This is a genomic window from Phaeobacter sp. CAU 1743 (genome assembly GCF_039839315.1).
Classification (GTDB): Bacteria; Pseudomonadota; Alphaproteobacteria; order Rhodobacterales; family Rhodobacteraceae; genus Phycobacter; species Phycobacter gallaeciensis_A.
On the sequence record NZ_JBDOQR010000070.1, the window covers coordinates 1 to 22,170 of the forward strand.

Annotated in this window: 23 protein-coding genes; 14 read left to right on the plus strand and 9 right to left on the minus strand. The window is 61.2% G+C overall.

Annotation, left to right across the window (positions count from 1 at the left end; translation table 11 throughout):
• Window positions 1–308: 308 nt before the first annotated feature.
• The 6 genes from AAFO90_RS20360 to AAFO90_RS20385 form a co-directional block, all read right to left on the minus strand.
• On the minus strand, window positions 309–1,145 hold the full coding sequence (locus tag AAFO90_RS20360) for an alpha/beta hydrolase (protein ID WP_071974396.1): 837 nt from the start codon (window positions 1,143–1,145) through the stop codon (window positions 309–311).
• 7 nt (window positions 1,146–1,152) lie between these two features.
• Window positions 1,153–1,368 carry a 2-hydroxymuconate tautomerase gene (locus AAFO90_RS20365; RefSeq protein WP_071974395.1) on the minus strand — a complete coding sequence of 72 codons (216 nt, stop codon included), beginning with the start codon at window positions 1,366–1,368 and terminating at the stop codon, window positions 1,153–1,155.
• A 24-nt stretch (window positions 1,369–1,392) separates the two neighbouring features.
• Window positions 1,393–2,178 (minus strand): fumarylacetoacetate hydrolase family protein, encoded by a 786-nt coding sequence (locus AAFO90_RS20370; RefSeq protein ID WP_071974394.1) that lies wholly within the window; start codon window positions 2,176–2,178, stop codon window positions 1,393–1,395.
• 67 nt (window positions 2,179–2,245) lie between these two features.
• A complete protein-coding gene (locus AAFO90_RS20375) occupies window positions 2,246–4,150 on the minus strand; it encodes a TRAP transporter large permease subunit (RefSeq protein ID WP_083545811.1) in 1,905 nt (634 codons plus the stop codon).
• Window positions 4,151–4,164: 14 nt separating this feature from the next.
• Window positions 4,165–5,190 (minus strand): TRAP transporter substrate-binding protein, encoded by a 1,026-nt coding sequence (locus AAFO90_RS20380; RefSeq protein ID WP_071974393.1) that lies wholly within the window; start codon window positions 5,188–5,190, stop codon window positions 4,165–4,167.
• Window positions 5,191–5,378: 188 nt separating this feature from the next.
• Window positions 5,379–6,182: an IclR family transcriptional regulator C-terminal domain-containing protein gene (locus AAFO90_RS20385; RefSeq protein WP_347510557.1), complete on the minus strand. Its 804-nt coding sequence runs from the start codon at window positions 6,180–6,182 to the stop codon at window positions 5,379–5,381.
• 170 nt (window positions 6,183–6,352) lie between these two features.
• Between AAFO90_RS20385 and AAFO90_RS20390 the strand changes: the two genes are divergently transcribed.
• The 14 genes from AAFO90_RS20390 (at window position 6,353) to AAFO90_RS20455 (ending at window position 19,028) form a co-directional block, all read left to right on the plus strand.
• Window positions 6,353–7,285 (plus strand): 3-carboxyethylcatechol 2,3-dioxygenase, encoded by a 933-nt coding sequence (locus tag AAFO90_RS20390; RefSeq protein ID WP_347510558.1) that lies wholly within the window; start codon window positions 6,353–6,355, stop codon window positions 7,283–7,285.
• Between the two features lie 66 nt (window positions 7,286–7,351).
• Window positions 7,352–8,845 carry a 4-hydroxyphenylacetate 3-hydroxylase N-terminal domain-containing protein gene (locus AAFO90_RS20395; RefSeq protein ID WP_347510559.1) on the plus strand — a complete coding sequence of 498 codons (1,494 nt, stop codon included), beginning with the start codon at window positions 7,352–7,354 and terminating at the stop codon, window positions 8,843–8,845.
• A 23-nt stretch (window positions 8,846–8,868) separates the two neighbouring features.
• The gene (locus AAFO90_RS20400) at window positions 8,869–9,735 is read left to right on the plus strand and encodes an alpha/beta fold hydrolase (protein ID WP_347510560.1); all 867 of its coding nucleotides are present in this window, start codon (window positions 8,869–8,871) and stop codon (window positions 9,733–9,735) included.
• Window positions 9,736–9,803: 68 nt separating this feature from the next.
• Window positions 9,804–10,355: a flavin reductase family protein gene (locus AAFO90_RS20405; protein ID WP_071974390.1), complete on the plus strand. Its 552-nt coding sequence runs from the start codon at window positions 9,804–9,806 to the stop codon at window positions 10,353–10,355.
• Window positions 10,352–11,149 (plus strand): fumarylacetoacetate hydrolase family protein, encoded by a 798-nt coding sequence (locus AAFO90_RS20410; RefSeq protein WP_071974389.1) that lies wholly within the window; start codon window positions 10,352–10,354, stop codon window positions 11,147–11,149. Before AAFO90_RS20405 ends, AAFO90_RS20410 begins: the two co-directional genes overlap by 4 nt.
• Window positions 11,146–12,087 carry an acetaldehyde dehydrogenase (acetylating) gene (locus tag AAFO90_RS20415; RefSeq protein WP_071974388.1) on the plus strand — a complete coding sequence of 314 codons (942 nt, stop codon included), beginning with the start codon at window positions 11,146–11,148 and terminating at the stop codon, window positions 12,085–12,087. Before AAFO90_RS20410 ends, AAFO90_RS20415 begins: the two co-directional genes overlap by 4 nt.
• A 1-nt stretch (window position 12,088) precedes the next feature.
• Window positions 12,089–13,123, plus strand: a complete 1,035-nt coding sequence (gene dmpG, locus AAFO90_RS20420; RefSeq protein ID WP_071974387.1) for a 4-hydroxy-2-oxovalerate aldolase — start codon at window positions 12,089–12,091, stop codon at window positions 13,121–13,123.
• Window positions 13,124–13,264: 141 nt separating this feature from the next.
• Window positions 13,265–13,834: an NAD(P)H-dependent oxidoreductase gene (locus AAFO90_RS20425; RefSeq protein ID WP_347510561.1), complete on the plus strand. Its 570-nt coding sequence runs from the start codon at window positions 13,265–13,267 to the stop codon at window positions 13,832–13,834.
• A 94-nt stretch (window positions 13,835–13,928) separates the two neighbouring features.
• Entirely contained in the window at window positions 13,929–15,200 is a 1,272-nt protein-coding gene (locus tag AAFO90_RS20430) for an LLM class flavin-dependent oxidoreductase (protein ID WP_071974386.1), read from the plus strand.
• A 253-nt stretch (window positions 15,201–15,453) separates the two neighbouring features.
• Window positions 15,454–16,332, plus strand: a complete 879-nt coding sequence (locus tag AAFO90_RS20435; RefSeq protein WP_071974385.1) for an MBL fold metallo-hydrolase — start codon at window positions 15,454–15,456, stop codon at window positions 16,330–16,332.
• A gap of 53 nt (window positions 16,333–16,385) precedes the next feature.
• Entirely contained in the window at window positions 16,386–17,123 is a 738-nt protein-coding gene (locus tag AAFO90_RS20440) for an SDR family oxidoreductase (protein ID WP_347510562.1), read from the plus strand.
• Window positions 17,124–17,200: 77 nt separating this feature from the next.
• Window positions 17,201–17,902, plus strand: coding sequence for a 3,4-dihydroxy-2-butanone-4-phosphate synthase (gene ribB / locus AAFO90_RS20445; RefSeq protein WP_205589668.1), 702 nt, complete (start codon window positions 17,201–17,203; stop codon window positions 17,900–17,902).
• 60 nt (window positions 17,903–17,962) lie between these two features.
• A complete protein-coding gene (locus AAFO90_RS20450) occupies window positions 17,963–18,730 on the plus strand; it encodes an SDR family oxidoreductase (protein WP_071974383.1) in 768 nt (255 codons plus the stop codon).
• A gap of 25 nt (window positions 18,731–18,755) precedes the next feature.
• Window positions 18,756–19,028 (plus strand): DUF1330 domain-containing protein, encoded by a 273-nt coding sequence (locus AAFO90_RS20455; RefSeq protein WP_071974382.1) that lies wholly within the window; start codon window positions 18,756–18,758, stop codon window positions 19,026–19,028.
• Between the two features lie 152 nt (window positions 19,029–19,180).
• Here AAFO90_RS20455 and AAFO90_RS20460 read toward each other — a convergent pair whose 3' ends face one another.
• The 3 genes from AAFO90_RS20460 to AAFO90_RS20470 all read right to left on the minus strand — a co-directional run.
• Window positions 19,181–20,032, minus strand: coding sequence for a TniQ family protein (locus AAFO90_RS20460; protein ID WP_071974399.1), 852 nt, complete (start codon window positions 20,030–20,032; stop codon window positions 19,181–19,183).
• Window positions 20,029–20,910 carry a TniB family NTP-binding protein gene (locus AAFO90_RS20465; protein WP_071974398.1) on the minus strand — a complete coding sequence of 294 codons (882 nt, stop codon included), beginning with the start codon at window positions 20,908–20,910 and terminating at the stop codon, window positions 20,029–20,031. The genes AAFO90_RS20460 and AAFO90_RS20465 overlap by 4 nt, the downstream gene beginning before the upstream one ends.
• 12 nt (window positions 20,911–20,922) lie before the next feature.
• On the minus strand, window positions 20,923–22,170 hold a 1,248-nt coding region (locus tag AAFO90_RS20470), incomplete at its 5' end, for a transposase family protein (RefSeq protein ID WP_347510563.1).

The following is a 22,170-nucleotide window of genomic DNA, read 5'->3' on the forward strand; positions in this document are numbered from 1 at the left end:
CGGCTGGGAAACCCTCTCTCAGCCCCTCGAACCCATGCCCCTTGACCTCGCAGCCTAAAACACCGACCCTTCACATGCCCGGAGCGCGCCGCCAGGGAATTTCCACAGCATTCGCGACACGACCCGCATTATCAGCTTTAAGTGCTAAGTGACAGGATCATCAAGAATATTCCGGTTGGTGGGACGGATCGCGAAGCCACAGGGGCTTGTGGAGATCCTGTTCTTGATCGAAGCCGTCACTTGGTTCAAGCGCTGTCACGGACGGGGCCCACCAAAGCCATGATCGGCACACTCCCTTTGTCATCGGGTCAGGAATTGCCCTCCGCTGCCGCCACCGCAGCGAGGTAGGCTCGTAACACCGCAAGGCTTTCCGGCTCGTCCAGAAATGGCATGTGCGCCCGGTCGGGTACTTCGGTTCGGATCAGGTCTGGCCGCCGCAGCGCCATCTCCTCGACAATGCGGGTGGATAGGATGTCCGAATTTTCCCCACGGATCACCGCCACCGGCCGCCCGGCAAGCGCGTCGAATCCGTGCCACATGTTCGGCGCCCGGTCTAGCGTGGCCATGAAAGCGTCGCGCAGGGCAGGGTCGTAGGTAATACGCAACCCGTCCGGCGTTTCGGCGAAATGGTGCTGCACCTCTTCGCACCACCGCGCATCGGGCACGCCGTAAAACCCCGGATGATGCGTGGACATTGCCGCAATGCGCGCGTCAATATTGCGTTCTTTGGGCTGGAGCCCGACATAGGTGGTGATCCGCATCCGCCCGTCCGGCTCCATTTCGGGGCCGATATCATTCAGACACAGGCCCAGGACGCGCTCCGGGACATGCGCGGCCAGCGCCATGGTCACCATGCCGCCGCGCGATGTACCCAGAAATGGCGCGGCCTCGATCCCTAGGTGATCGAGCAGGTTCAGGACATCCTCACCTTCGCGGGGCACGGTGTAAGTCTCCGCGCCGGTTTGTTCGGAGAGGCCGCGCCCGCGTGCGTCGAGGGCAACCAGTCTGTGGTCCGGAAAAAGCGGACGCAACAGTTCGAAATCGCTCCCGTTCCGGGTCAGGCCGTGCAGGCAAACCAGGATCGGCCCGTCACCGCCATCGCGATAAAACAGGCGAGCGCCGTCCGAAGCGGTAAAATGGGGCATGGTCGAACTACTTCTTTCCTGGTGGGTTTCCGGCGGCGCGGCTGTCGGCGATGGAGACGCCCGCAACCGAAAAGTGATTTGTCGGGATCTCTTTCAGGATCACGCGAATGCGCTCCGGCTCGGCATCCATGGACCGCGCCAGGGCGTCGGTGACCTCGCGCATGATCGCGCGCTTCTGGTCGTCGCTTCGACCCTCGAAGATCAGGATTTCTGCTATCGGCATTGGGTTCTCTCCTTCACGTGTGGCTCAGGTTTCAAGCGTTGGTGACGGGCTGAGGCGAAGCTCGATCCGGCCGAGCGGGCCAAATTCGGCACTGACAACGGCACCCGCAGACAGCGAAATGGCGGCGGTGGCGGCCCCGGCCAAGACCACGTCGCCTGCCGATGTGCTGATACCACGCGCGCAGGCGAGGCGCCCGGCCGCCGCCAACGCGTTGAGGGGATGCCCGAGAATTGCGGCGCTTGAGCCAGTCTCTTCCGGCCCGTCCGACATGGCAATCGAGATGGCGATATCGCTAATCTCGGTTTCAGGCGGGAACCTGCGGCCAAGAACATAGCCGGCAGAGGACGCATTGTCGGCGATCACATCGCCAAGGTCGAAACGGAATCCGTCGTAGCGGGAATCGATGATCTCCAGCGCTGGGGCCACCGCCTCGACGCAGGCCAGAGCTTCCTGCGGTGTCGGATCCGGCGGCAGTGGGCTGCGCAGCACAAATGCAATTTCGGGTTCGACACGGGGATGAATCAGCGGGCCGAGGTCCAAACTGTCGCCTTCGTCATGGTGCATCGCGTCGGTGAGTTGACCGAGGATGACCTCGTTCACGCCAACCTGTTTCATCTTCGCTTCGCTGGTGAGGCCGAGTTTCACCCCAGCCAGTCGTTCGCCCCGCGCCAGTCGATGCGCAACCACAATCGCCTGGATGGCATAGGCGTCCTCGACGGACAGAGCCTTGTCCGGAGGGAGTTGCGGCACGGGCCGGGTTGCGAAAGCGGCATTATCGAGAAGGGCCGCGCGGTCCTGGAGGCTGGTCATGGGGTAGGCTCCGTTCGAATATCTGATGTGACTGGATGACCCCAGCCGACGAAGGCGGTCCGGACGATCAACTCAACACCCCGCCAAGCCAAAGCGAGATCGCGGGAAAGGCGATAAGCAGCACCATGCGCAACAAATCAGCGGCCAGAAACGGCAATACCCCACCAAAGATGGTGGAAAGCCGGACGCGATTGCCCACGACTGCCTTCATCACGAACACGTTCATTCCAATCGGGGGGGTTATCATGCCGATTTCGACAAGTGTCAGCGTGACGATGCCCCACCAGATCGGATCGAAACCCATTGACAGGATGATGGGCAACACAAAGGGCACGGTGATGACCACGGCGGCCACTGTGTCGAAGATGCTTCCAAGCACCAGGTACATGATGGCCAGCAAGGTCAGAACCGCCCAGGCGGGCAGGGTATCCGGGTTGATCACGGCCTCCAAAGCCTGAGCCATACCCGCAAAGTTCAGATGACTACCGAAGATATTGGCGCCGATGATCAATAGATAAAGTCCGGCGCTGGTGCCCGCAGCATCCCGCAAGGCTTCGAACAGGCCGCTGACAGAGGCGCGGCCCGACATGAGCCAAGCCACGAAGGAGAAACCGGCTCCGACCGCAGCGGCCTCCTGCACGGTGAAGACGCCGCCATAAAGCCCCCCCAGCACAGCCAGGAACAGGGTGATCGGGCGCCAGGCGATGCGCAGCGCGTAGACCGGGGCGAAAGTTTCGGAACTGTCGGGGACCGGCGCCGCATCGGGACGCAGCCGGACCTGGATAAGGACAGACGCGACGTAGAGCGCCAGGGCCAGCATCCCCGGAACAATCGCTGCCGTAAACGCCTTGGCGATCGAAATTTCGGAAATGACGCAGTAGATGATCAGGACCACTGAGGGCGGAATAAGCGCGCCCAGTGTGCCGCCGGCGGCGATGCTGCCAGTCGAGAGCCCCGGCGCATAGCCGCGTGATTGCATCTCGCGAAAAGCGACACCGCCAAGCGTGGCGGTGGTGGCCACCGACGAGCCGCTGATGGCACCGAAACCAGCGCAGCCCATGACAGCGGCGAGTGCATGGCCGCCGCGCAGGCGACCAAAAACCGCCGTCGCAGCGGTGAAGATGTCATCGGCAAAACCTGCCGCGACCGCGAGGTTTCCCATCATCAGGAACAACGGCACCGCAGCCAGATCGACGCTGGACAGGCTTCCGGTCAGGTTATTTGTGCCGATGAGCAGGGCCGGGCGAAACCCCATCTGAAGCAAGACAGCGCCAAGCCCGGCAATCGCCAATGCCACGCCAATCGGGACATGCGCCAGCGCCAGGAGGTAAAGAATAGCGAAGGAGGCCAGGACCTTTGGCCCCGCCCCAAGCGTCGGTGCGAAATACGCCGTGCTCAGCATCACCGCGAAAGCGGCGGCGACCATGAGCGTGGGCGGAACCACATCGCGCAGCCGTTTGCCCGGATTCCGAAGATAGGAGGCAAGTTCCGAGACGAAGACCGCAAGCTGTGCCAGCGCCGCGAGCCCGATCATAACAGCGGCCGCACCCCAGAACGGGGCCTTGGGCAGCCCCGTAACAAGCGTCGTCTCGCCATGTGACGCTTTCCCGATGGCGTATCGGATAAGAAACCATGCAAAAAGGCAGGACACGAACAAGCCGAGGCCCGCCGCGATCAGGCGCGGAGCGGCCTCACGACCTGTGATCTGGGCCAGTATACCCATTGCAACGTGCGATTGTCGCGTGTTCGTCCAGACCAGAGCCAGCGCCATAACAACCGCAAAGCAAAGTTCTGCAACTTCATACAATCCGAGGATTGGTGCCGAAATGCTCCAGCGCAGCAGGACATCCAGGGTGAAGGCGAGCGACAACCCGAGCAGCATGAGGCCCGCCGCGTTGGCCAGCTGGCGGGCCGCGAACTCGCGCAGCCCACCCCCAGCCACCTCGGTAACGTTGGCTGTGGCGGCAGACATCCGCTTCCCCTGCGTTACTGACTCTCGCGCCAGGCTTTGATTTCAGCGCGGTATGCGTCCAGCACAGTCGCCCCGTTGGGCGTGGCCTCGACCCACTCCGCGATCACCTTGTCGGCGGCCGCTGACCATTTGGCCATTTCCGCTTCGCTCGGGACGATGATGTGATGGCCTGGCGTTGATTCCACCACGGCCCGGACACGATTACTCTCGTCCTCAAGACCCGGGCCCCAGAATGCGGCGAAGGCGGACGGCGGGTTGTCGTCGAAGACCTTTTGGATATCCGGCGGCAAGCGATCGTAGGTATTCTGGTTCATGACGATATACATCGGCGTCGTACCGAGCGGGATGTCGACATGGCCGAGCGTGACGTCGAGCAGCGAAAACCCTTCGACAGCAAACCAGTCGGCAGCGGCCGCATCGACCACATTCTTGGACAGCGCTTCAGCGATGGCCGGAGCCGGCAGTCCGACCGGAGTGGCGCCAACGGCGGTGATCATGGCCGAGAGAACGCTGCCCGCAGCGCGCACCTTGGCGCCCTTGAAATCGTCCAACCCGGTGATCTCGCCGGAATGGTGCAAACGCGCAATATCAGCGGTACCGATGCCAACCACCTTCACGGACTCAAATCCTTCGATGAGGCCGTCCTCATAGAGGGCTGCAAGGGCTGCGGATGTCTCGGAAGAACCGCTGGCAAGAAGTGGCAGCTCTGTGACGCCCGCCGACTTAAACCGACCGGAGTTATAAGATGTAATGCTCCAGCCAAGATCAATCAGGCCCGCCTCGACGGAATCGAACACTTCGTTTGGAGCGGCAGCCGAGCCACCGGTGAGGAATTCCACCTTGAGCTTGCCGCCCGATTCCTCTTCCAGCTTCTTGAACCAGGGCTCGAAGAGACCGGTATTCAGGAAGTTTGTTGGGCCGGTAAAACTCGCGAAACGGAGCGTAACTTCCTGCGCGTTGGCCGTAGAAACAATGGTGGTCGACAGAGCGACACCAAGGGTTAACGCCGTAAAACGACGGCAGATCGTTGAAATGGACATTAAGGTCCTCCCTACCTTGTTGAGATGCCGCGGCATCCGTTCTGACGCGACAAAAGGCGGTTCGCGAGACTGCAAGTCTCCCACTCACTGCCTCGTTATCGCTAGAGGCACAAAGAGAAATCCTGAAGGGCAAAGTCTAAAGTATTCACCTGGCGAACATCCTTTATTGGATGCCTCGTTTGGATGACTCAATAACGCGTTTGGGCTTTCAGAGCCGCCTCGGACCGGGCAATGCACTCGCGCAGGGGTTGGAGGCAAGTCGCAGCCGCTTCAGCGGGCGACATCGCCGTGCGGAAAAAGGCGATATTGACTGCGCCGATCGATTTGCGCCCGAGTTTGACGGGCAGGGCGATGGCGCTGATGTTCTCTTCGATCAACCCGACCGATAGCGCGTAACCGCGCCGGTGGATTTCGTCAAGCCGACCATCAATGTTGCCCAGAATCGCAAGGTCCTGGCCATCGAGCGTGCCGATTCGGTGCAATACGTCCAGAGTGCGCGCCAGGTCTGAGCGACCGAGCGAACTAAGATAGGCAAGCCCCAGCGCCGAACGGAGAACGGACCGCGTCTTGCCCACCAGCCTACGGTGAACCGAAACAGGACTGTATTTGTGGCTGGACGCCTGAATCACCATCTGCCCGGAAACCAGCGTCGCAAAATCACTTGGCCAAATGACCTGCTCGGTGAGTTCTTGCAGCTTTTGCGACATGATCTGCGTCGCGACATCTTCGTACCGAACGCCATCGCTGAGTTGGTGTACCCGCTCGGTCAGCGACACCGAGCCATCCTCGGCGCGGCGCATAAGATAACCTTTGAGTTCAAGCGTGTGGATAAGCCTATACAGCGTGGCGCGGTCGATTCCGGTGAAGGTCGCAAGTTCGCCGACCTTTGCCCACCCCAGATCACCCGCAGCCTCCAACAGATTCAAGGCGCGCGTGACCGCACGTATCTCCTTGTAGGGGGAGGCGGTATCGGAATCGCCAGCTATTGTCATGACCTACTCCTGTTCGCCACGTGAACAGTATAGAGGTGGTCGTTGTGGAAAATCAAGGGGGGCGTCATTTCTTGAGTGTCGGGAGGTTACAGACCTTGTCCGGCATTCGGCGAAACCGCTCACCCTGACACGGGGCAGGAGCGGACGCCTCTCGGAGAGGAGGAGACGAAATGATTGTTGGAAGCGTCTGCATGTCGCACAGCCCTATCATGGATCGGAACCGCGCGGCACCTGAGGCCGAGAAACGATTCTGGGGGGCCATCGACAAGGCGAGCGACTACGTTGCTGAAGCCGATCCGGACCTGGTGGTGATTTTTCATCCGGACCACGTGAACGGTTTCTTCTACAAACTTCTGCCGTCTTTCTGCATCGGAATCGAAGGCGACTCCGTGGGCGATTTCGGCACCGTTGCGGGCAAGCTCGATATTCCCGCAGGCCGGGCCTGGTCCTGCGCCGAACACACGCTGAAAGAAGGCGTCGATGTTGCGGTCTCCTACCGCATGGATGTGGATCACGGCGGTGTTCAGCCGATCGAATTGCTCTCGGCAAAGGTGCCGTTGACGCGCATGATCCCGATTTTCGTGAATTGTGCGCTGGCGCCGCGGCCGACGATGGCAAGGGTCCGCGCTCTCGGCGAGGCGGTCGGCCGCTGGGCAGCATCGTGCCCTGAACGGGTGCTGATCGTGGGTTCCGGCGGGTTGTCGCACGATCCGCCAATTGCCTCGCTGGACACGGCAACGCCGGAAGTGCGCCAACGGCTGATTGACGGCGGCCCGCTGCCGCACTCGGCGCGCACGGCACGACAGAATAACGTGATGGGAGAGGGGCCGCGCTTTGCCGCCGGGCAGTCGAAGCTGCTAGCGCTCGATGCTGACTGGGACAAGATGTTGTTGGACGGCTTCGCGGCTGGTGATCTCTCCACGCTCGACTCATCAGACGACCAAAGGATCTCGCAGACCGGTGGCCGGGGCGGCCATGAGGTGCGTTGCTGGATCGCAGCATTGGCGGCCCTGGGTCAGGGCTACAAATCAGACGTGTTGTTCTACGAACCTATTCCGGAATGGCTTACGGGCATGGGCATCATGACGGCCACACCGGCCTGACGCCACGGATTCAACCAGACGGCCGACGCGCTTGGCGAAAGTCGACACGAAAAGCAGGAGTGAGACATGGGAGTCCGCAGCGGACAGCAATTCATCGACGGGTTGAAAGCCAACCCGCGCGCAGTTTGGATTAACGGCGAAAAGGTCGAGGATGTCACTACGCATCCGGCCTTCTCGCGGATCGTGCGCCAATTGGCCCGGCTTTATGAAGCCCAGGTCGATCCGGCGACCCGCGATACATTGACCTATGAAGTCCCCGAAACCGGTCAGCGGGCCGGCATGGCCTTTATGCCGGCGAAAACGTCCGAAGATCTGCGCCGCCGCCGCGATGCCTATTACCTCTGGGCGTCGATGAATTTCGGCCTGATGGGGCGCTCCCCGGACTTCCTTAACGCCAGTTTGCTTGCATTTGCCGAAGCGCGCGAGGTTTTCGCCCGCGGCGGCGACCGCTTTGCGGACAATATCGTCAATTACTACAAATACATCCGCGACAACGATCTGTTTCTCAGCCACGCGCTGATTTCGCCGCAGAACGACCGGACCAAATCGTCTTCCGAACAGAAAAACCTGCACATGCGGGTGGTCAAGGAAACCGATGAGGGCATTTACGTGCAGGGCGCGCGGATGGTGGCCACGCTCGGCGCGGTTGCGGACGAAATGCTGATGTATTGCCTGCCCGGCATCCCGGAGAGTGACGCCGACCACGCGTTGTCCTTCGCAGTTAAGGTGTCCGATCCGGGCGTGAAGCAGATCTGCCGCGAACCCTACACCGTCGATGGGCAGCGGTCCGACTTTGATCATCCGCTGTCGAATAACTTCGAAGAGAACGACTCGCTCTTGATCTTCGACAATGTCTTTGTTCCATGGGAACGGGTGTTCATGTATCGCGACGTTGCGCTCAACAACGCGCTTTATACCGAGACGGCGCTGCGCAACTACACCGCGCACCAGACCAACACGCGGGCGCTGGTGAAACTGCAATTCGGAGTGGGCGTGGCCATGGCTGTCGCGCGTTCGATTGGCGCCGACCAATTCCTGCATGTGCAGCGAATGCTGGGCGAGGCCCTGAACGGAATCGAGTTTCTCAAGAGCGGCTTAGTGCGCTCCGAAGTGGAATGTGAGCAAACCGGCCATGATACGGTGCGCCCGGCTCTGGCCCCTTTGCAGGCGCTGCGCACCTTCCTGCCAACCGCTTACCCGAAGCTGGTGGAGACCATTCAGACCATTGCGGCCGGCGGGTTCATGATGATGCCCTCGGGCGCAGAATTCACTGTCCCCGAACTGTCTGAAGACACGGACCTTTATTACCAGGGCGCAGGCGGAATGTCGTCGGTAGATCGGGCGCGGCTTTTCAAGCTTGCCTGGGATCTTTCCGGTGAGGCGTTTGGCTCACGGCTGCTTCAGTACGAGCGCTACTATGCGGGCGATCCGATCCGGACCACTGCCTCCAACTATCTTCAGGTGCAGGACGAAGAGATGATGCGCCTGGTCAACGATGCGCTGGCGCTGGCTGGTGATCCTGAACCCGCGCGCAGCCCGCAGCGCGACGCAGCAGAGTGAAAAACGTGGAATATGAGATGACAATGACGTCCCAACACAAATCCATCTGGACCGACCTGACGCGGGTGCCTTTTACCCAGGGCTATCTGGATGCGGGCGGCGTCCGCACCCGCTATCTGGCGGCCGGTGACGACGACAAACCGCTGCTGATCCTGATCCACGGGACCGGCGGCCACGCCGAGGCCTACAGCCGCAATCTTGCCGCCCATGCCGAGCATTTCCGCACCTATGCAATCGACCTTGTCGGCCACGGTTGGAGCGACAAGCCGAAGCTGGATTACGAAATCGCTGACTATGCCAAGCACGTGATCAATGTGATCAAGGCGCTCGGACACAAAAAGGCGCATGTGTCGGGCGAGTCCCTTGGCGGCTGGGTGGCCGGATGGATGGCGGTTCATCATCCCGAATGGCTCGACCGCACTGTACTGAACACGGCCGGCGGCTGGACCGCTTATCCGGAGGTGATGGAACGCATCAAGCGGCTGACCATGGAAGCGGTGAACGATCCGTCGCCTGAGCGGATTCGAACGCGGCTGGAATTTCTGATGCACGACCATTCCAAGGTGAATGACGATCTCGTCGAAGTGCGCCGGGCAATCTACGCACAGCCCGGCTATGCCGACATCATGGAACGCATCCTGTGCCTGCAGGAAATGGACATCCGTCAGCGGAACATGTTCAGCCCCGAGGACAGTGCCAAGATCACAACGCCGACTCTGGTTCTGTGGACCTCGCACGATCCCACCGCAGCGCCCGAAGAAGGCCGCAAGATCGCGGATGCGATTCCCGATGCGCGCTTCGAAGTGATGAACGAATGCGGCCACTGGCCCCAATTCGAAGATCCCGAAACTTTCAATCGGATTCACATCGACTTCCTGCTGGGCCGCTGACCGCGACCCGGAACGGAAACACGTGGTTTCATCGGCCCAACCGACCCTGAGACAAGGAGAGCAAAGTCATGACGATAAACACACAGGCAAAACGCCTTGTCAGTGCCAAAACGACACCACCCTTGGCGCCGACAGCGTTCCGCGATGCGCTGGGACGTTTTGCCACCGGCATCACGGTCATGACGACGCATGATGACGAGGAGGGGCATTATGGCGTCACGGCCACATCGTTCTCCTCGTTGTCGCTTGACCCGCCGCTGGTGCAATGGAGTTTGCGCAATGAAGCCTATTCGTTGCCGGTTTTCCTGCGCGCGCAACGCTTTGCAGTGAATATCCTGGCGGCGGATCAAGAAGAGGTGTCGCGGCGTTTTGCGACCGCCGATGTTGACCGCTTTGCCGATCTTGACCTTGACGAAGGAATTGTCGAGTTGCCCTTGATCAAAGGTGCAGCGGCCTGGATCGAATGCAGCCTCGAAACCACGCTTCCCGGCGGCGATCACACGATCCTGGTAGGGCGCGTGTTGCGGGCCCGCACATTTCCCGAGCCGCCGCTTCTGCACTGGCGGGGCGACTATCTGCCGATTGACGAAGACGCCCGCCAGCCTCGGGGCACCGCATGAGCGGGCGCATCGACGACATGGCCACGGCGCTGGTGGACGCCCGGACAGAGCTGAAACAGATCCCGCCGCTGCGCGAAAGTCACGGGCTGGACACGGTTGAGGACGCCTATGCGGTGCAGGACGCCGCAAACAAGATTTGGCTTGGCCAGGGACGACGGTTGGTTGGTCGCAAGATTGGGCTGACCTCGCCGGCGGTTCAGGCTCAGATGGGCATCGACCAACCCGATTACGGGATGCTTTGGGCCGACTATTTCTTCACCGATGGCGAGGTCGTCGACACCGGCCGCTTCATGCAGCCAAAGGCCGAGTTGGAAGTGGCCTTCGTAATGGACCGCGGCTTCGACGATCCCGAGGCGCCGATGGCCGAACTGATCCGCCGTGTCGCCTATGCGGTTCCGGCGCTTGAAGTGGTCGACACCGCGATCCGAGATTGGGACATCAAACTGGTCGACACTGTGGCCGACAACGCGTCGGGCGGGGGGTTCCTTCTGGGCCTTGGCGCGCGTCGGCTGACCGATCTCGACCTGCGACTCTGCGGCGGCATCCTGTCGTGCAATGGCCGCGTCGTTTCACACGGGCTTGGCGTAGATTGCATGGGAAGCCCGCTCAACGCGACATTGTGGCTGGCCCGCCGCATGGCGCAGCTGGGCCAACCACTGGCTGAAGGCGACATCGTGATGTCGGGGGCTTTCGGGCCGATGGTCCCGGTGGGACCGGGCGAGGCATATCTGGCCGAGATTTCCGGGTTCTCGCCAATCCAGGTGAATTTCGACGACGGAGGGGCGGGAGCATGACCGGCAAGATCAAGGTTGCAATCATCGGTTCGGGCAATATCGGCACCGATCTGATGATCAAGATCATGAGGACTTCGGACGTTCTGGAGGTGGGCGCCATGGTCGGGATCGACCCGGACAGCGATGGTCTGGCCCGTGCCACACGGCTTGGCATCGCGTCTACGCATGAAGGCATCGAGGGGCTGACCCGGCTGCCCGTGTGGTCCGAGATTGGCATTGTCTTCGATGCCACGTCCGCGGGCGCGCACAAGCGCAATGACCAGATTGTCCGCGACGCGGGCAAGATCATGATCGACCTGACCCCGGCGGCCGTTGGTCCTTATGTTGTTCCCCTGGTGAACATGGACAACCACCTGGCGGAGACCAATATCAATATGGTGACCTGTGGTGGCCAGGCCACGATCCCGATTGTGGCGGCGGTGTCGCGAGTCGCCGAAGTCAGCTATGCGGAGATCGTCGCCTCGATCTCATCCCGCTCGGCCGGACCAGGCACCCGCGCCAATATCGACGAATTCACCGAGACCACATCGCGCGCAATCTGCGAGGTCGGTGGCGCCTCAAAGGGCAAGGCGGTGATCATTCTCAACCCCGCAGAGCCGCCCATGATCATGCGCGACACCGTCTATTGTTTGGCAAAAACGACTGATCGTGAAGCCGTGCGCCGCTCGGTCGAAGCGATGATCGCCGAGGTGCAGGACTACGTGCCTGGCTATCGGCTGAAACAGGAAATCCAGTTCGAGACCATCGGCAACAACGCCGCGGTGCGCATCCCGGGCGTCGACGACCACGCCACCGGGCTGAAGGTCAGCGTGTTTCTCGAAGTCGAAGGCGCGGGCCACTACTTGCCGAAATATGCCGGCAATCTGGACATCATGACCTCTGCTGCGTTGAAAACCGCCGAACGGCTGGCGCGACGGACACTGACGGAGGCCGCGTGAGATGACCGACTCGGACAAGACCAAGCTTTACGTACAGGATGTTACCCTGCGCGACGGGATGCACGCGATCCGCCACCGGTACACTTTGGATCAGTGCATCGACATCGCCACGGCGCTGGACCGCGCCGGCGTGGCCGCGATCGAACTGAGCCACGGCGACGGGCTGGCCGGGTCGAGCTTTGCCTATGGTTTTGGGCGCCACACCGATCTTGAATGGATCGCCGCCGTCGCCGACAAGCTTGAAACCGCCAAACTGACAGCTCTTCTGGTGCCGGGGATCGGCACCATTCACGACCTTCAGGCCGCCTATGATGCGGGGGTGCGCTCAGTCCGTGTGGCCACCCATTGCACCGAGGCCGATGTCGCCGCCCAGCATATCGCCCATGCCCGCAAGATCGGCATGGATGTGTCGGGCTTTTTGATGATGGCGCACATGTTGGGGCCAAAGGAGTTGGCCGAACAGGCGTTGTTGATGGAAAGCTATGGCGCCCATTGCGTCTATGTCACCGACTCGGCCGGCGCGCTGCTGATGGATGGCGCACGGGACCGTATCCGCGCCTATCGCGATGTACTGAATCCGGAAACCCAGGTGGGTATCCACGCGCATCAGAATCTGTCGCTTGCGGTGGCCAATTCGGTTGTTGCGGTGGAACAGGGCGCGTTCCGGGTGGACGGCTCTTTGGCCGGGATGGGCGCAGGAGCCGGCAATACGCCGATCGAAGCCTTCGTGGCTGTCGCCGAGCGGTCCGGTTGGGACCACGGCTGCGATCTTTTCGCGCTTATGGACGCGGCTGACCGGCTGGTGCGCCCGATCCAGGACAGGCCGGTGCAGGTGGACCGCGAAACTATCGCGCTGGGGTATGCCGGGGTCTATTCGAGCTTCCTGCGTCATGCCGAAACCGCCGCCAAGACCTACGGTCTCGATTCGCGCGAAATCCTGGTCGAATTGGGCGAGCGCAAAATGGTCGGCGGTCAGGAAGACATGATCGTCGACGTGGCCCTAGATCTGCTGCGGGCAGGGCAGGGCACCGAATGAGCGTTCGCTCAGTGAACAGAAGACAGTTAGTTCTGCGATGTTGTCGGGATGAGCAATAACCTAATTCTTGTCGATGCTGCGAAACGCCAGAGAGCGTGAGGCGGCGGCTCGACTGAAGGTCTAGGGAGGACATCTTCAGTGATGAGAGAAAAGAACCGCCCCCTGATTCTGGGGGTAGGTGGAACTTTGCGGAATCAGTCCACCGGGCAAAAAGCCCTGCACCATGTGCTTGCACGAGCCGAGGAGCGCGGTGCCCGCACAAAACTGATTTCCGGGCAGGCGCTGAACCTACCGCTTTATTCGCCCGAGTCTGCCGAGCGCAGCGCGGCCGCCCAGGAGATGATCGCGCTGATGCGCGAATGCGATGGGCTGGTCTTGTGTTCTCCCGCCTATCACGGCTCGGTCTCCGGGCTAGTGAAGAATGCGCTCGATTATACCGAAGACATGAACCGCGATGCCCGCGTGTATTTCGATGGGCTGCCGGTGGGCTCGATCGCTTGCGGCGCAGGTTGGCAGGCCGCTGGTCAAACGCTGTCCGCGCTTCGCGCCATTGTCCATGCGCTGCGCGGCTGGCCGACGCCAATGGGCGGGATGATCAATTCCACCCAAAAAGTCTTCGATGACGCGGGTGTCTGTGTGGATGCCGCCGTGCGCTTCCAACTCGACACAATCGCCGATCAGGTCACGGAGTTTGCCATTCGCAAGAGTTGAATGACCCGCCCGATTCGCTTTGGAGGTGGAGGGCGGGAACATCGGAAAGACATCGCCCCGGCGTTGATACGTAAATCAAGAAAGGAGAAAACACATGCGATTTGGAGCGTTTCTGCTACCGGCTGCGGCCGCGAAACACGATGAGTTACAATCAGAGCAGTACCCAGGAGCCAACCCGACTTACTACCAGCGGTCGCTGAACGAACACGCCCGCGTGATCAAGCAGCTCGAAGACCTCGGCTTTGACTTCGTCGCCTTTTCGGAGCACCATTTTCATCTGGAAGGCTTGGAGATTTCAAACAATCCGATCCTGCTGGGTTCCTGGGCCGCCGGCTTCACCAAACGCATCCGCATCGGCCAGATGGCCACCGTGCTTCCGGCGCGCAATCCGATCCTCGTGGCCGAGGATTTGGCGATGCTGGATCATTTCTCCGAAGGCCGCATGTTCACCGGCTTTGCGCGGGGCTATCAGGCACGTCACGTCACTACGATCGGCCAGAAGAACGGCGCCGTGGCGACCTTTGCGACCGATCCCGACTACGCCACCAACGATGCGCGCAATCGGGAACTCTTCCAGGAATCCTATGACGTGATCAAAGGACTCCTGAACAACAGGACCTTCTCGTATCAAGGCAAGCATTGGCAGATTCCGCCCGAAAACGTGAAGTGGGATCACCCGAAGACCAAAAAAATGGCGCCGGACATGGTTGATGGCGATATCCTGAAAAAGATCGGCATCGCGCCGAACACCCTTCAGGATCCCTCGACAATCGAAATGATGGTGCCCTTCACGCTCAGCCCCAACACCATGAAATGGGCGGCGCAGGAAGGGGCCTGGCCGATCGTCTTCACGCCCATCGACGAGACCCTGCGGATGTGCCTCGATGCCTACCATTCCGAGGCAGTGGGCCGCGACCCCAACGTCAAATGGGGTCAGAACGTGGGTCACTTTCGCGACATCGTTGTCGCCGATACCGACGAAGAGGCCTTCAATATCGGCAAGGACGCGCTTGGCTATATCTGGACCGGCTGGCACGATCACTTTGGCTTCAACGAGGCGCTGCGGCGCCCGGGCGAAGAGGGGCCGATCCCCAACACCTATGAATCGATGGTGGATCGCGGCTTCGCGATTGCCGGCTCGGTAGATACCGTGGCCGCCAAGATGGAGAAGATGATCGAGACCTACGGCATGGAAATGATCGTGCCCTGGATCGGCGTTGGACCGGGCCCGGTCGACAAACTGCTGCGTTCGAACGAGTTGCTGGTAGAGAAAGTTCTGCCGAAGCTCGGCATCAAGCTGGAACAGCGCAAGCCGACCTTCCGCAAAGAACTGCGCGAGGGCACTTGGCGCGATCAGCCGCTCTGATACCCTCCGGCTTCAGGCAATGAAAAAAGTCCCTCGCGCCACTGCGATGAGCGGCGCAGGGGCGCGAGGAGATCGGATGCTGACTCCCGTCAGGTATTTCATGGGTATATTCGGACCCGATGGCGATGCAGAATAGTGCTTCAGCCGTATCATAACGGTCTTGAACCGGACGGCCGAATTGTCCTGATCGCGCGGACGCGGGGGCTTGGCGTCTTCGCAAACTAATAAGAGACACAACGCGGAGGAGACGCAAATGACTGACGACCAATCGATCCGGCAAGCGCCGGGCATTTACCGCAGGCGCGTGGGCGACTTTGTGGTCACGGCGATCAACGACGGTATCGTTCCGGTGCCGGCCGAGGTAATGGTCGGCATGGCGCCCGACGAGGTGAAGAAAACCCTGGAAGGCCGCTTTCGCCCCGGCGATCCGCATATTACCATCGGTGCCTATCTGATTGAGAAGGGCGGTTCGCGCACGTTGGTGGACACCGGTGCACGCAATCTGATGGGACCGACGCTCGGAAAGGTGGTGGACAATCTGGCGGTGGTTGGGGTGACACCTGACCAGATCGACCGCATTGCCTTGACCCATATCCACGCTGACCATGCCGGCGGTATGCTGGACGACGACGGGGCTGCGATCTTCCCGCGGGCCGAAGTCTTTCTGTCGGTAGACGAAGAGAAACATTGGCTTGGGGGTGAGCCGCCGACCGACGAAGTGGGCGTATCCGAACAGGTCAACTCCTACGCGCCACAGCTGCGCAAGGCCTATGGCGACCGCTGGCACGCAATCGGCGAGGAAGAGATCATTCCCGGCATGCGCCGCGAAGCCTTGCCGGGCCACACCCCTGGCCACAGCGGTTATCACCTGTCCAGCGGTGACGAAGAACTGCTGATCTGGGGTGATATTACCCACGTGCCGGTGGTGCAGATTGCCCGTCCCGACGTCGGTCTGGCTTTTGACGTGGACGTCGACCTTGCCCGCAAAACGCGGCATCGTATCCTGGATCGTATTTCTGCGGACCGTCTGGCCATCGGCGGGATGCACCTGGAGTTCCCGGGCTTTGGTCATGTGGTGCGCAATGGATCGGGGTACGAATACGTGCCAGATTTGTGGATGCCCGACATCTGAGAAAACATGTGACCGGCGCGGCTGGTGTTGCCGCGCCAACCAAGGAGGCGGCGATGCAGGGCGATGTAACCAATGGCGGGGAAACGCAGCGGGCCAAGGTCGCCGTGGTGACGGCGGCGAGCTCGGGCATCGGGCTGGGCGCGGCCCGCGCACTGGCGGCGCGCGGCTGGTCACTCGTGCTGATGTCGCGTTCGGAAAAGATCGAAGCCGCGGCCGCGGAACTGGGCGCAACGGCCCTGCGCGGAGACGTGACCAACGATGACGACATCGCCCGGCTCATTTCGACCGCGATGGATCTTCACGGACGGATTGATGGCGCCGTCATCAATACCGGCCATCCGCCCAAGGGAGAAATCCTGGAGCTCACCGACGACGACTGGCACACTGCGATGGAAATCATCCTGATGCCGACGGTCCGCGCGATTCGGCACCTGGCCCCGATTTTTGCGCGGCAAAAGTCGGGAGCGGCGGTATCGGTCTCGACCTATGCCGCACGTGAACCGGAACTGACCTATCCGTTATCGGCGGTCTTCCGGGCCGCGTTGTCAGGCTTTCTCAAGCTCTGCGTCGCCCGCCACGGCGGCGAAGGCTGGCGGATCAATGCCGTGCTGCCCGGCTTCGTCGACAATTATCCCAGCAAACCCGAGGCGCTGGCGAAGATCCCGATGGGGCGATATGCGGCAGTCGAATATGAAATGGGTGCGACGATTGCCTTCCTGCTTTCCGAGGACTCCGGATACATCACCGGCCAGGGCCTGCTTGTGGATGGCGGGCTAGTCCGGGCGATCTAAAGGGAAGGAAAGCGAATGACCCAAATCGCAGGAAAGACGATCCAAAGCTACTGTACTGGAACTGCCGAGGTAACCCAATGAACACGATGGCGAATGTAGTCAGCCTGAATCTGCTGGAAGGCGAGATCGTTTCGCCGATTGTGCTGGATAGGGTGGAGGATGCGATCACCGCGATTGCGCGCGGCGAGATGGTGATCGTCGTTGATGACGCTGACCGCGAGAACGAGGGCGATCTGATCATGGCCGCTGACGCGGTCACCCCTGCCGACATCAACTTCATGGCGACCGAGGGGCGGGGGCTGATTTGTGTGTCACTGTCCGCCGAGCGCCTGGAGCAGTTGGACCTGCCGCAGATGGTGGGGAACAACACCGAGTTTCTCAGCACCGGGTTCACAATCACCTGTGATCTGCGCGAAGGGACAACCACGGGAATTTCGGCGTCTGACCGGGCAAAAACCATCCGTGCGCTGACCGACGCCAACCGCGTGCCGGGCGATTTCAACCGTCCCGGCCATGTCTTTCCGCTGCGCGCACACCCCGAAGGGGTGCTTGGACGTCCCGGACACACCGAGGCATCGCTGGACCTGTCGCGTTTGGCTGGGCGCTACTCCGGCGGCGTGCTCTGCGAGATTGCGCTGGCCGACGGCGAAATGGCTCGACTCCCCGACCTGGCGGCCTTTTCCCGCCGTTATGGGCTCAAGTTGATCTCGATTGAGGATCTTATCGCTTGGCGCCGGGTGAACGACAGGGAATCCGAAATCGGAAACACACCGTCCTGACCTGGCGGGACTGTGTGCACGGCCTGAGGCCCTGAGCCAGCCACGAACTGAGGATTTGATATGAGCAGAAATCAGGTTTGCGTTGTTGTCGGCGCCCGTTCCGGGCTGGGATTCGCCGTGGCCGAGGAAATGGCAAAACGCGGGTATGATCTGGTGCTTTCATCGCGCAATCCCAAAGAGGCCGCCGATACGCTGCGCGCTCGCCATGACGTGCGGATCGAAATTGTGCCCGGCAGTGTTGCCGAACCCGCGGTCGCGGCTGCATTGGCAGAAACCGCCAGCGGTCTGGGCGGGGCCAGTGCCTTGCTGCTCAACCACGGCGGACCGCCGGTCAAGCCGTTGATGGCCATCACGGATGAGGATTGGTCACAATCGGTCGAAATCATGGTGAATGGCCCTTTGCGTGTGCTGCGGGCGTTGGTGCCGCAAATGCAGGAAGCCGAAAGCGGACGGGTTGTGGCGGTGTCGTCTTTTACCGTCAAGTCGCCCTATGCCGGTATTGGCCTGTCAAACAGTCTCCGCGCCGCGCTGGTCAATGCGCTCAAGACGGCGGCACTTGAACTCGGGCCGGAAGGGATCATGCTCAACGCCCTGGCGCCGGGATATGTTGAAACAGGCCGTATTCGCGAGTGGAACGACTCCTACGCGAAGCAGCGCAATATCGGTGTCGATGACGTGCGCGCGCAGACCTTGGCGACGGTTCCATTGCGCCGGTATGGAACGCCCGAAGGCTACGCGCGGATGGCCGCGTTTTTGTTGTCGGACGACAACGACTATATTTCTGGTCAGCAGATCCTGTATGATGGGGCGCTGGTGACCGCGAACTAGACAACAAAAACACGGAGAAGGCGAAATGCCGGCACTGGTTCTTGCAAGAGTGAAGATAAGTGACGCCGAAGCCTACAAGGAATACGCAGCCCGTTCCAGTCCGGCGGTGCAGGCCTTCGGGGGCCGGTTCGTTGTTCGGGGGGCAACGCCAGAAAAGTTGGAAGGCGAGGATGACAGTCTGCGCACCGTCGTCGTGGAATTCCCCGATATCGAAACCGCCCGGGCGTGGCACAAGTCTGAGCAATATACCGAGGCGCGCGGATTCCGGACAGTCTCAAATCACCCGCCCGAGTGGTAACGATAATGGCCCCTCTTATCATGCGTTGACATTTGCGCGCGCCCAGAACAGCCTGCGGGCACTCACCCGGGTGTCACTTGGCACTTAAATGTGAGAATGCGGCCGTTCCGAGTATTCTTGGCATTTTAATATGAGAATCATTTGGCCGTTTCTCATATCAATTGGAACTGTTGGGGCGGTCCCCACTCGAGAGCTGGGGCGACCAAATGGTCAGTTGCCATGACAAATCGGTTCTTGTTTTCTCCCATCATGTGCCCTTGCAGCATCTTCAGCATCGGTGGTCCTGCGCGGTCGATGATCGCCACGCCTGCCAAGAGCGCGGGACGGACGTGTAGCGGCAGAATGGGGTGCTTTGGCGAGAACGGGAACGCGGTCTCTTTGGTTAGAAGGTCATCGAAATCGGGAACGATGGCGCCAAGGAGACGGTAGCGCCAAAAATCGCAATCGCGAGGGGGTGGCCAGGGGATGCGGCGCATGAGCAAGAGTCGCGCAATCTCCAGCGGTGGCAGCCATGTTTCCACGCGGCGTTCTGCGTGGTTATCCAACAAGGCCTCACCGCGACGTGCTGCCGCGCGATATGGTGCAAGTGTCCGATCGCCATCGCTGGTGGTCTTGTCCTGGTAGTGTTCCCCACAGTGCGGGCAAGTGATCCTCCAACCTTGCAATTCGCTTCGAAGGACTGGCAGTAGATCAGCACCAGAATGAGTGCAACGCGCGCAACGCTGCATCGGACCCTTGGAAATGAAGCGGTGAGCGGCTTTCGGGGCGTCTGCGAAGCTCAGGCTGCGTACAAGTTTCGGGCCCACGCCGAACATCCCCGCAATCCGGTCCGTCTGCGCTTTCGTCAGCGACAGGTCGATTGCCCCATGCGATGTCGCCTCCGGTAGCCCATGGCGCAGCATGGTCAATGGTGTGACCCCATAGAAGTCCGCGTGGCGATTAATCCAGGATGACAGGACTTCGCCGGGCAGGGGTGACAAGGTGACGGGCAGGGGTCCTGTCATGCGAAGGCTGCCTCGGTGTCAAACGCGGGCACCCAGGCCTCGACGGCGCCGTCGGTGATGTGTTCGGTCCCGCTTTCGATGGCCTCGATCGCAAGACTGCCCAACATCTGGAAGATGTTCGCCGTGATGCCGTCCGTTATCTGCAGAATGCGCCGCAGGGATTTAGGCGTCAGCACAGTAGGTCGCCGCAATGGCGTATTGCGCAGGATCGACGCAATCAACGTCTCGAAGTTCTCATTGGCGGCCCAACGGTTCAGGGTGAGTTGCTCGAAGCGGCGCGCAAGCTGAACGTCGCCGCCGATGGCTTCCCGGGCGTCGTTCACGCCGAAGCAGACCAGGGAGATTTGGAGCCGATTGCTGATAAAGCGCAGCATGTTGAGCACGATACGTTGCTCTCGATAGGTCCCGGCAAGGATGTTGTGGACCTCGTCGATGACCAGAACCTGGGTGCCGATGGCCTTCATGATCCGCAGCGTCGCCTGTTCCATCTGGGCAATATCGGCCCGTGGTGCCTGCGGTGCACCGAGGAGGGAAAGCAGTTCACCATAGAACCGCCGCTCGCCGGGGCGGCTGACCATTTCCATGGCCAGGACCGGTGTCATCAGAATGCCGGTCCGGCGAGCGAGATGTGGCGGATGCTGGTCACGGAAGCGTTGCATGATCATGGTCTTTCCCATCCCGCTATCGCCGTAAATCGCGACAGACGGCATGCGGGGGCCTCTCGGATGATCAAGAAGCGCCTCAAGGCGATCGAGGGCTTGCTTCGCGCGAGGGTAGAGAACCCAACGGCGGGACCTGATGGCGCGAATGCGTCCTGCCTGGGGTTCAGACAGCAGGGCCGCCGCGTCGGCGGTCAGATGAGGGTGATCGTTCGTCATATTGGCTCCAGCTCATTCGATGTCCTCAACAAAAGGCACCGGTTTGCTGGAGTCGACACCACGGAGCGTGCCCGTGTCCCGGAGGTCGTCGGCACGCCTCGGCTGAGCCTTGCCGCGCCGCGCGGCCGCGGTTTTTTTGACGGCCTTGTCAACCAACTTCCGCTGTTCGAGCGCGGTCCTCACAACCGCGCGGCTATCGACTTCTCGCCGCCCTTTCTCACGCAGGGTGCGCCGCGCCGTCAAAGCCTCGTGCAGGGAAATGGGTGCCAGGGTCAGGTCCGCGTAGCGGGCTTCGACGAAGTTGCCCGAGGGCCGCCGCACGAACACGCGCGACATGTCACGCGGATCATACTTCACGAGAAGCCGCCGCTCTGTCCGGCCGACATCGGCGCTGAGTGCGGCTGACCAGTAGCGCAGATCGAACAGGTGAATGCCGGTCGGACGCAAGGTCCGCTCCTGTTCCGGCAGGAAAGAGACCCAGAACTGCAGTCGATCTTCCGGCAGCCGCAGCGGGATCTCACCTTCGTGGTCCCGCCAGACCGCAAGGGGAGGGCGGCTCAGCGAACTGTGGATGGACTGATGATAGGACCCGACAATGTCGAGGGCGATATAGCGCTCCAACTCCCGCAAGGTCAGCGCCGCATGTTTCTTTGAATCATACTCCGCGAGGTCCTGAGCGTTGCTGAAGGTCGTACCGGGCAAAAGGTGCAGCCGTCCCATCTGGGTGCCGATCAGCCGCTCGATATGCCCGCCGAAGCGCGGTGTCCCCGGCGGTCGCCAGTCGATCGCGATGCCCGCATTCTCGCAGCCACGTTTGAAGGCGCGACTCCGGAAATCCGCGCCGTTGTCCACATGAACTCGGTCGGGAAGGCCGGCCACCGGCCAGGGCTCTTCGATTTCGCGCGCTTTGAGCCAGGCCGTCTTGTCATAGACCGAATGCAGCAAGCAGAGGCTCGTCGAAAGCCGGGATGGCGCATCCATGGTCAGGTAGAACCCTGTCACCATTCGGCTGAAGACATCCATGGCCAGGGTCAGCCAAGGTCGTCCGATCGGTTCCCGGGTTTCCTCATCGACGACAAAGATATCGGCTTTCGTGTGATCGATCTGAACAATCTCGAGGGGTCGAGTGGTGCTCAGTGTTCCCGGGACTGGCGTCGTTGCTTTTACGGTCCGCGTTTCGCCCCGGCGCTGCGCCCGGTGGCGCAGGTCCAGGTCGCCCAGACGCCGCTCGATTGTTCGACGATGCGGCGGTTTCAATCC

Bases quoted from the DNA above. Each gene is read 5' to 3' on its own strand.
- AAFO90_RS20360 (WP_071974396.1), bottom strand. From the start codon at position 1,145: ATGCCCCATTTTACCGCTTCGGACGGCGCTCGCCTGTTTTATCGCGAT.
- AAFO90_RS20365 (WP_071974395.1), bottom strand. From the start codon at position 1,368: ATGCCGATAGCAGAAATCCTGATCTTCGAGGGTCGAAGCGACGACCAG.
- AAFO90_RS20370 (WP_071974394.1), bottom strand. From the start codon at position 2,178: ATGACCAGCCTCCAGGACCGCGCGGCCCTTCTCGATAATGCCGCTTTC.
- AAFO90_RS20375 (WP_083545811.1), bottom strand. From the start codon at position 4,150: ATGTCTGCCGCCACAGCCAACGTTACCGAGGTGGCTGGGGGTGGGCTG.
- AAFO90_RS20380 (WP_071974393.1), bottom strand. From the start codon at position 5,190: ATGTCCATTTCAACGATCTGCCGTCGTTTTACGGCGTTAACCCTTGGT.
- AAFO90_RS20385 (WP_347510557.1), bottom strand. From the start codon at position 6,182: ATGACAATAGCTGGCGATTCCGATACCGCCTCCCCCTACAAGGAGATA.
- AAFO90_RS20390 (WP_347510558.1), top strand. From the start codon at position 6,353: ATGATTGTTGGAAGCGTCTGCATGTCGCACAGCCCTATCATGGATCGG.
- AAFO90_RS20395 (WP_347510559.1), top strand. From the start codon at position 7,352: ATGGGAGTCCGCAGCGGACAGCAATTCATCGACGGGTTGAAAGCCAAC.
- AAFO90_RS20400 (WP_347510560.1), top strand. From the start codon at position 8,869: ATGACGTCCCAACACAAATCCATCTGGACCGACCTGACGCGGGTGCCT.
- AAFO90_RS20405 (WP_071974390.1), top strand. From the start codon at position 9,804: ATGACGATAAACACACAGGCAAAACGCCTTGTCAGTGCCAAAACGACA.
- AAFO90_RS20410 (WP_071974389.1), top strand. From the start codon at position 10,352: ATGAGCGGGCGCATCGACGACATGGCCACGGCGCTGGTGGACGCCCGG.
- AAFO90_RS20415 (WP_071974388.1), top strand. From the start codon at position 11,146: ATGACCGGCAAGATCAAGGTTGCAATCATCGGTTCGGGCAATATCGGC.
- dmpG (WP_071974387.1), top strand. From the start codon at position 12,089: ATGACCGACTCGGACAAGACCAAGCTTTACGTACAGGATGTTACCCTG.
- AAFO90_RS20425 (WP_347510561.1), top strand. From the start codon at position 13,265: ATGAGAGAAAAGAACCGCCCCCTGATTCTGGGGGTAGGTGGAACTTTG.
- AAFO90_RS20430 (WP_071974386.1), top strand. From the start codon at position 13,929: ATGCGATTTGGAGCGTTTCTGCTACCGGCTGCGGCCGCGAAACACGAT.
- AAFO90_RS20435 (WP_071974385.1), top strand. From the start codon at position 15,454: ATGACTGACGACCAATCGATCCGGCAAGCGCCGGGCATTTACCGCAGG.
- AAFO90_RS20440 (WP_347510562.1), top strand. From the start codon at position 16,386: ATGCAGGGCGATGTAACCAATGGCGGGGAAACGCAGCGGGCCAAGGTC.
- ribB (WP_205589668.1), top strand. From the start codon at position 17,201: ATGAACACGATGGCGAATGTAGTCAGCCTGAATCTGCTGGAAGGCGAG.
- AAFO90_RS20450 (WP_071974383.1), top strand. From the start codon at position 17,963: ATGAGCAGAAATCAGGTTTGCGTTGTTGTCGGCGCCCGTTCCGGGCTG.
- AAFO90_RS20455 (WP_071974382.1), top strand. From the start codon at position 18,756: ATGCCGGCACTGGTTCTTGCAAGAGTGAAGATAAGTGACGCCGAAGCC.
- AAFO90_RS20460 (WP_071974399.1), bottom strand. From the start codon at position 20,032: ATGACAGGACCCCTGCCCGTCACCTTGTCACCCCTGCCCGGCGAAGTC.
- AAFO90_RS20465 (WP_071974398.1), bottom strand. From the start codon at position 20,910: ATGACGAACGATCACCCTCATCTGACCGCCGACGCGGCGGCCCTGCTG.